7 protein-coding genes are annotated in these 7,435 nt (G+C 70.8%); 4 read left to right on the forward strand and 3 right to left on the reverse strand.

All coding sequences use genetic code 11. The annotated features are described in order from the left end of the window. Nucleotides 1-47 precede the first annotated feature (47 nt). Nucleotides 48-806 (forward strand): FadR/GntR family transcriptional regulator, encoded by a 759-nt coding sequence (locus tag G6028_RS13195; RefSeq protein ID WP_179525659.1) that lies wholly within the window; start codon nt 48-50, stop codon nt 804-806. A 34-nt stretch (nt 807-840) separates the two neighbouring features. On the opposite strand, the gene fabG is transcribed toward G6028_RS13195, so the two are convergent. The 3 genes from fabG to G6028_RS13210 are packed head-to-tail and all read right to left on the reverse strand — an operon-like array spanning nt 841 to nt 3,945. Further along, complete coding sequence (fabG, locus tag G6028_RS13200; protein ID WP_179525660.1) at nt 841-1,581, reverse strand: 3-oxoacyl-ACP reductase FabG; 741 nt, start codon at nt 1,579-1,581, stop codon at nt 841-843. Then, nucleotides 1,568-2,752 carry a CaiB/BaiF CoA transferase family protein gene (locus G6028_RS13205; RefSeq protein ID WP_182659145.1) on the reverse strand — a complete coding sequence of 395 codons (1,185 nt, stop codon included), beginning with the start codon at nt 2,750-2,752 and terminating at the stop codon, nt 1,568-1,570. The genes fabG and G6028_RS13205 overlap by 14 nt, the downstream gene beginning before the upstream one ends. After that, nucleotides 2,749-3,945 (reverse strand): acyl-CoA dehydrogenase family protein, encoded by a 1,197-nt coding sequence (locus G6028_RS13210; protein WP_182652332.1) that lies wholly within the window; start codon nt 3,943-3,945, stop codon nt 2,749-2,751. Before G6028_RS13210 ends, G6028_RS13205 begins: the two co-directional genes overlap by 4 nt. Before the next feature lie 124 nt (nt 3,946-4,069). Between G6028_RS13210 and G6028_RS13215 the strand changes: the two genes are divergently transcribed. From G6028_RS13215 to G6028_RS13225, 3 genes are all read left to right on the forward strand, one after another. After that, the gene (locus G6028_RS13215) at nt 4,070-5,332 is read left to right on the forward strand and encodes a CoA transferase (RefSeq protein WP_182659146.1); all 1,263 of its coding nucleotides are present in this window, start codon (nt 4,070-4,072) and stop codon (nt 5,330-5,332) included. Beyond that, nucleotides 5,329-6,516, forward strand: coding sequence for an acyl-CoA dehydrogenase family protein (locus tag G6028_RS13220; protein ID WP_182616076.1), 1,188 nt, complete (start codon nt 5,329-5,331; stop codon nt 6,514-6,516). The genes G6028_RS13215 and G6028_RS13220 overlap by 4 nt, the downstream gene beginning before the upstream one ends. A gap of 14 nt (nt 6,517-6,530) precedes the next feature. After that, the coding region (locus G6028_RS13225; protein WP_182659147.1) for a zinc-binding dehydrogenase at nt 6,531-7,435 on the forward strand (905 nt) is incomplete at its 3' end.

A 7,435-nucleotide genomic window follows, 5' to 3' on the forward strand; every position in this document is an offset into this window, starting at 1 on the left:
TACACGGTACTCATGCCCGGACGCCCGGATCGGGGATAATGGTTGTCATGAGTTCAGAAGGCGGCACGCGGCCGGGGGTGGGCCGTCCCAAGAAGACGGCGCTCCTGGTGGCCCAGCAGATCGTCGAGGACATCTCCCGTCGCGGGAACACCGTCGGCGACCGGCTGCCCCCGGAACACCTCATGCTCGAGCAGTACGGGGTCGGTCGCGGGACGCTCCGCGAGTCGCTGCGCTACCTGGAGCTGCAGGGCGTGCTCATGCTCAAGCCCGGGCCCGGTGGCGGGCCGATCGTGCAGCAACCGGACGGGGGGACGCTGGCCGCCACGTTGAGCCTGCTCCTGCAGTTCGAGAACGCCCCGTTCTCCACGATCATGGAGGCCCGCACGGCGTTGGAGCCCACCATCTCCCGTCTGGCCACCTCGCGGATCGACGACGCCGGACTGGCCGGACTCGCCGAGAACCTCCGCCAGACGCGGGAGCAGATGGGCGACCAGGCCGCGTTCTCGGCCCACTCCGAGCGATTCCACGAGCTGATCGCCTGGAGCTCCGGGAACGCGCTCTTCGGCTACCTCTTCGATGCGCTGAGCGGCCTGATCGCCGGAGCCTCGATGGGCATCACCTACCCCAGGCGGCAGCGCGAGTTGACGTGCGACATCCACGAGGAGATCTACGCCGCGATCGCCGACCGGGACGGCGACACCGCGTCCCGGTTGATGTCGGTCCACATCCACGAGCACACCACGTACCTGGAGAAGCGGTTCCACAGCGCGCTCGCGAGGCCGATCCGGTGGGACCTCGACGGTTGACCCGGGTCATCGGGCCGTGCCCGTCCGAGGCGGATCAGATGTGGCGGCCGCCGGTGATCTCGAGGACCGTACCGGTCATGTAGCTCGACATGTCGCTGGCCAGGAACAGCACGACCTGCGCGACCTCGGAGGGCTCGCCGGCCCGGCCCAGGGGGATCTCGGCCATCTTCTCGTCCCAGACGTGCTGCGGCATCGCCAGGGTCATGGCGGTGCGGATGAGCCCCGGCTGGATCGCGTTGATGCGCACGTTCTTGAACGCGACCTCCTTGGCGGCGGCCTTGGTCAATCCGATTATCCCCGCCTTGGCGGCGGAGTAGTTGGTCTGACCCTTCAGCCCGACCTTGCCGGAGATGGAGGAGACGTTGACGATCGCCCCTCCCCCGTGCTCCCGCATCCGCCCGGCGGCCGCGCGGGTGCCGTTCCACGTTCCCTTGAGGTGGATCGCGATGATGTCATCGAACTGCTCCTCGGTCATCGTGCGCATCGTGGCGTCGCGGGTGACACCGGCGTTGTTCACGAACACCCCGAGCGGCCCGAACGCCTCCTCGGCCACGTCGATCAGGTGCTCGATCGCCGCCCCGTCACGCACGTCGCAGTTCACGTACCGTGCGGCGTCCTCGCCGCCCAGCTCGGTGACCGCGGCCGCGCCCGCCTCGTCGTCGATGTCCCCGATCACGACGCGCGCCCCGCTGTCGATGAACGTCCGCGCGATCTCCAACCCGATCCCGCGCGCGGCTCCGGTGACGACCGCGGTCCTACCCTCAAGAAGTCCCATGACGTGTGTCCTCTCCTCGTGCCCGCCCGGCCAGTTCGGCCAGGATCGCATCGGTGTGTCGGCCCAGTGACGGCACGGGCCCCATCGGTAGCTCTACGTCCGCGTAGGTGATCGGCGGGAGCAGGCCGCGGACGGATCCGGCCGGGGTGTCGACCTCGCGCCACCGGTCCCGCGCCTCGAGCTGCGGGTGGTGGACCAGTCCGGCGACGTCGTTGAGCCGGGCCGCCGGGACACCGGCGTCGTCGAGTCGCGCGGCCAGCTCCTCCGAGTCGTACTCCCTGGTCAGGGACCCGATCAGCGCGTCCACCTCGGCCCTGCGCGCCACGCGGGCGATGTTGGTCGCGTACCGCTCGTCGTCGACGAGATCCGGCCGGTCCAACACGTCGCGGACCAGCGCCGCCCATCCCCGGTCGTTCTGCACCCCGATGAGCACCTGTCCGTCCCTGGTGGGGAAGGCGTCGTACGGGCAGATCGAGGCGTGCGACAGGCCCATGCGCCCGACCTGCCGGTCCGCGTACATCCGGATGTACATGGGGTGGCCCATCCACTCGGCTGTCGCCTCGAACATCGACACCTCGATCGTGGCACCGAGCCCGGTCCGCTCCCGACGGAACAGCGCCGACTGGACCGCCGAGAGCGCATACATCCCGGTCGCGATGTCGGAGACCGGGACGCCGGTCTTGGTGGCGGTCTCGGGGGTACCGGTGATCGAGCACAACCCCGACTCGGCCTGGACGAGCATGTCGTAGGCCTTGCGGCCCGAGTACGGCCCCGCCTCGCCGTATCCGGAGAGGGTGACGACGACGAGCTCGTCCTTCCTCGACCGGAGCGCAGCGGCCCCCAGACCCAACCGGTCCATCGCCCCGGGTGCCAGGTTGCTCAGGACCACGTCCGCACGGTCGGCCAGCTCGAGCGCGACCCGCCGCCCGTCGTCGGAGGCCAGGTCGAGCTCGATCGACTCCTTGCCCCTGTTGAGCCAGACGAAGTGCGAGGCCAGGCCGTGGACGGTGTCGTCGTAGGACCGGGCGAAGTCACCCTCCCCCGGCCGCTCGATCTTGATGACGCGGGCGCCGAGGTCCGCGAGGTGACGGGTGGCCAACGGGCCGGCGACGGCCTGTTCGACCGCCACGACCGTGATCCCCTCGAGAGGGAGCGGCCCGCCTCCCGTCATCGTGCGGTGGCCTCGCGTGTCGCACCGCGCATGAGGCCGCCGCCGATGATCAGCCTCTGGATCTCGCTGGTCCCCTCGTAGAGGCGCAGCAGGCGGATGTCCCGGTAGATCCGCTCGACCACCACGCCCCGCATGTACCCGGTGCCGCCGTGGATCTGGACGGCCAGGTCGGCGACCTTCCCCGCCATCTCCGTGCAGAAGAGCTTGGCGACGGACGGGGCGATGCGTCGGTCCTCTCCCGAGACGTACTTGGCCGCGACCTCCCGGACCAGCGCCTGTCCGGCCATCACCCCGACCTGCTGGTCGGCGATCATGGCCTGGACCAGCTGGAAGTCGCCGACGGCCGTGCCCCCCTGCGTGGTGGTGGCCGCATGGGCCAGCGACTCGTCGAGCGCCCTTCTCGCCGACCCCACGGCGACGGCGGCGATGTGCACGCGACCGCGGGCCAGGGACGTCATCGCCGCGCGGTACCCGGCGTCCTCGTCTCCCCCCACCAGCGACGAGGCGGGGACCCGGACACCACTGAAGTCCACCTCTGAGGTCGGGGCACCCTCCTGGCCCATCTTGCGGTCCTTCGGTCCCACCGTGACCCCGGCCGCGTCGGCGGGGACGAGGAACACCGCGATCCCCGGGCCACCGGCGTCCGCGGGGCGGGTCCGGGCGAACACGACGAACAGATCCGCCACCGGCGCGTTGGTGATGAAGCGCTTGGTGCCGTCGATGACCCAGTCGTCGCCGTCCCGGACGGCCCTGGTCGCCAGCCCGGCGGGATTGGACCCCGCACCGTCCTCGGTCAGCGCGAAGGACGCGATCACCTCGCCGGACGCGATCCGCTCCAGCCACTCCGCCTTCTGCTCGTCGGTGCCGAAGTTCACCAGGACCTGCCCGGCGATCCCGTTGTTGGTGCCGAACAGCGACCGCATGGCCAGGCTGGTGTACCCGAATTCCATCGCCAGCTCGACGTCCTGGGTCAGGTCCAACCCCAGGCCACCCCACTGCTGCGGGATCGCGTACCCGAACATCCCCATCTCGGCCAGCCCGGCCCGGATGTCGTCGGGGACGGCGTCGGCGTCGGCGATCTCCCGCTCCCGGGGCATCACCACGGTCCGGATGTAGTCGCGGGTCGTGGCGAGGATGGCCGCGAAGTCCTCCGCGTCGACCTCGGGCCCCACCGAGTCCGCCTGATCGCTCATGACTGTGTCCTCTGTCGTCCGTGATGGCCCTCGCGGAACCACGATCCGGTGAAGTATGCTTCAAACTATTATCATCAATTACGGAGCGGGGCAATAGTCACCGCCGGACCCCCGGGAGCCACCGATGGCCGAATCCAGCGAGTCGCGACCGCTCAGCGGCATCCGCGTGGTCGAACTCTCCAGCTTCGTGGCCTCTCCCCTGTGCGGGCTCACGCTCGCCCAGCTCGGCGCCGAGGTCATCCGCGTCGACCCGGTGGGCGGCGCGGCGGACGTGCACCGCTGGCCGCTCGCCCCGGGCGGAACCTCGATCTACTGGACCGGCCTCAACAGGGGCAAGTCCTCGGTGACCCTCGACCTCCGTTCCGACGAGGGCCGGCAGTCGTTCCGGGACCTCGTCACCGCGCCCGGGGAGGGCTCGGGGATCCTCGTGACCAACTCCGCCGGCCGGGAGTGGATGAGCCATGAGCGTCTGGCCGCGGTCCGACCCGATGTCATCACCCTCGAACTGCTCGGACGTCGCGACGGCCGCCCCGGGGTCGACTACACCGTCAACGCCGCCCTCGGGTTCCCCGCGATCACCGGACAGGACGGCGGGCAGGGCGGTGGACAAGACGGCGGACAGGGCGGTGGACAGGGCGCCGGGCAGGTGGTCAACCACGCCCTGCCGGCCTGGGACGTCGCCGCGGGCCTCCACGCGGCGCTGGCGGTGGTCTCCGCCGTCCGCGAGCGGGAGAGGACCGGCCGGGGCCGACGCATCGTGCTCCCGCTGGACGACGTCGCCCTGGCCACCGCCGGCGCGCTGGGCTACCTCACCGAGCCGCAGCTCGACGGGTCCAGCCGGCCCGCCGTCGGCAACTACGTCTACGGCACGTTCGGGAGGGACTTCACCACCGCCGACGGGGGCCGTGTGATGGTGGTCGCCCTGACCACCAGGCATTTCCACGACCTGGCGCGGGTGACCGGGACCCGGGACGCCGTCGACGCCCTCGAGTCGGCCACCGGCGCCGACTTCGGTACCGAGGCCGACAGGTACTCCTACCGGGAGGTCCTGGCCGCACTGTTCGCCCGATGGTTCTCCGCCCACACCACGGCGGAGGTCACCCGGGCACTGGAGGACTCGGTGGTGCTGCACGAGCGGTACCGCACGTTCGACCAGGTGGTGGCGGAGGGCGATCTCGAGGCCAACCCGCTGTTCGCTGCACTGGATCAGCCGGGGATCGGCTCGTACCTCGCGGCCGCGCACCCCGCGACCTTCGACGGCCGGCACCTGGCCACCGGTCCCGCGCCGGACCTCGGCGCCGACACCGATCACCTCACCGCCGATCGCCCCCGCCCTCCGACCGGCTCACCGCCGATCGCCCCACCACCCCGGGGACCTGAGTCATGACCCACAAACCCGCCGCCCGCGACGGTGTCCCCGTGTACCTCACGGAGGAGCGGCTCGCGATCCGCGATCTGGCCCGCGACTTCACCGCCCGGGAGGTCCTGCCGGTCGCGAACCGCCTCGACCCGGAGAAGGGAGACATCCCCGACGAGCTCCGGCAGAAGATGGCCGATATCGGCTTCTTCGGCATCATGATCGGCGAGGAGCACGGCGGGCTCGGCCTGGGCGTGTTCGAGTACTGCCTGGTTGCCGAGGAGCTCGCCCGCGGGTGGCTGTCAGTCTCCGGTCTCCTCGCCCGTGGCAACGGGATGGGCGGCGGGTTCACCCCCGATCAGGAGGCGCGCCTGCTCCCCCGCGTCGCCCGCGGCGAGTGGCTGGGCGCCTACGCGTTGTCGGAGGCCGAGGCGGGCTCCGACGTCGCCAACATCTCCTGCCGAGCCGTCCGCGACGGCGACGAGTGGGTGGTGAACGGCACCAAGATGTGGTGCACCTATGCCGACCAGGCGGACTACCTCGTGCTGTTCGCCCGTACCGACCCGGTCCGGGACCCGGCCAAGCCCCACCGCGGGATCTCCGCCTTCCTGGTGGAGAAGGATCGCGGCGTGTTCCCCGCGGGCATCACCGGCAACCCCGTCCGCAAGATCGGATACTTCGGCTGGCAGACCTGGGAGCTGTCCTTCGACGACTTCCGGTTGCCCGCCTCTGCGCTGCTCGGCGGGGAGGGCAGGGGCTTCTACCTGGCGGTCTCCGGCCTGGAGGTCGGTCGCGCCCACACCGCCGCCCGCGCGATCGGCCTGGCCCGCGCCGCGCTGGAGGACTCGATCGCCTACGTCGCCACCCGCGAACAGTTCGGCCGACCGATCGGCGAGTTCCAGTACCTCCGCTTCGAGATCGCCCGGATGGCCGCCGACATCGAGGCCGCGCGCCAGCTCATGTTCTCGGTGGCCACGGCCATCGACTCCGGGCGTCGCTGCTCGCTCGAGGCCGCCATGTGCAAGCTCGTGGCCACCGAGATGGCCGAGCGGGTGACCTCCCAGGGCGTCCAGATCCACGGCGGGGCCGGGTACACGACCGACTTCCAGGTGGAGCGGCACTGGCGCGACGCCCGGCTGACGCGCATCTTCGAGGGCACCAGCGAGATCCAGATGCGGATCATCTCGGATGAACTCCTCGGCCGCGACCACTGAGTACAGTCGCCACCATGAAGGCTGCGGTGTGCGTGGACACGGAATCCCCCCTGGTGCTCGAGGACATCCCGATCCCCGAACCCCGGGAGGGCGAGGTCCTGATCCACAACACGGCCTGCGGGGTGTGCCACACCGACCTCCACGTGATGAAGGGCGAGGTGGGGTTCCCGCTCCCCGGGGTCCTGGGGCACGAGGTCTCCGGAGTCGTCGCCGAGGTCGGCCGTGGCGTGACGGCGGTCCGCCCGGGTGACCGCGTGGTGGGCTCTTTCATCATGCCGTGCGGGTGGTGCGAGAACTGCGCCCGCGGGATGGAGGACCTCTGCGCCACCTTCTTCGAGTACAACCGCCTGCGCGGGACCCTGTACGACGGCGAGACCAGGCTTCACCGCGCCAACGGAGAGCCGCTGTCCATGTACTCGATGGGCGGCCTGGCGGAGTACAGCGTCACGCCCGCCACCGCGGTGTTCACCCTCCCCGAGGAACTGGATCTGGCGGATTCGGCGATCCTGGGGTGCTCGCTGTTCACCGCCTACGGTGCCGTGCGGAACGTCGGGGATGTCCGGACCGGTGAGTCGGTCGCGGTCGTGGCCGTGGGCGGCGTCGGGCAGAACATCGTCCAGCTGGCCGCGGTGAGTGGCGCCGAATCCATCATCGCCGTCGACGTGGACGAGGAGAAGCTCGCCCTGGCGCGGCGCATGGGTGCGACCCACACGATCAACTCGCGCGAGGTCGATGCGACCGAGGCGGTCATGGAGATCACCGGGGGCCGGGGCGTCGACGCCGCCTTCGAGGCGCTGGGCTCGGCCGCCACCACCCGCCAGGCCACGGACTTCACGCGGGAGGGCGGCAGGGTCGTCGTGGTGGGCATCCCGCCGGCCGGGACGGTGCTGGACGTCGACCTCGCGCGGGTCGTGCGCCG

This window comes from Dietzia cercidiphylli, from assembly GCF_014145145.1.
In the GTDB taxonomy this organism is placed as follows: Bacteria; Actinomycetota; Actinomycetes; order Mycobacteriales; family Mycobacteriaceae; genus Dietzia; species Dietzia natronolimnaea.

Bases quoted from the DNA above. Each gene is read 5' to 3' on its own strand.
- G6028_RS13195 (WP_179525659.1), top strand. From the start codon at position 48: ATGAGTTCAGAAGGCGGCACGCGGCCGGGGGTGGGCCGTCCCAAGAAG.
- fabG (WP_179525660.1), bottom strand. From the start codon at position 1,581: ATGGGACTTCTTGAGGGTAGGACCGCGGTCGTCACCGGAGCCGCGCGC.
- G6028_RS13205 (WP_182659145.1), bottom strand. From the start codon at position 2,752: ATGACGGGAGGCGGGCCGCTCCCTCTCGAGGGGATCACGGTCGTGGCG.
- G6028_RS13210 (WP_182652332.1), bottom strand. From the start codon at position 3,945: ATGAGCGATCAGGCGGACTCGGTGGGGCCCGAGGTCGACGCGGAGGAC.
- G6028_RS13215 (WP_182659146.1), top strand. From the start codon at position 4,070: ATGGCCGAATCCAGCGAGTCGCGACCGCTCAGCGGCATCCGCGTGGTC.
- G6028_RS13220 (WP_182616076.1), top strand. From the start codon at position 5,329: ATGACCCACAAACCCGCCGCCCGCGACGGTGTCCCCGTGTACCTCACG.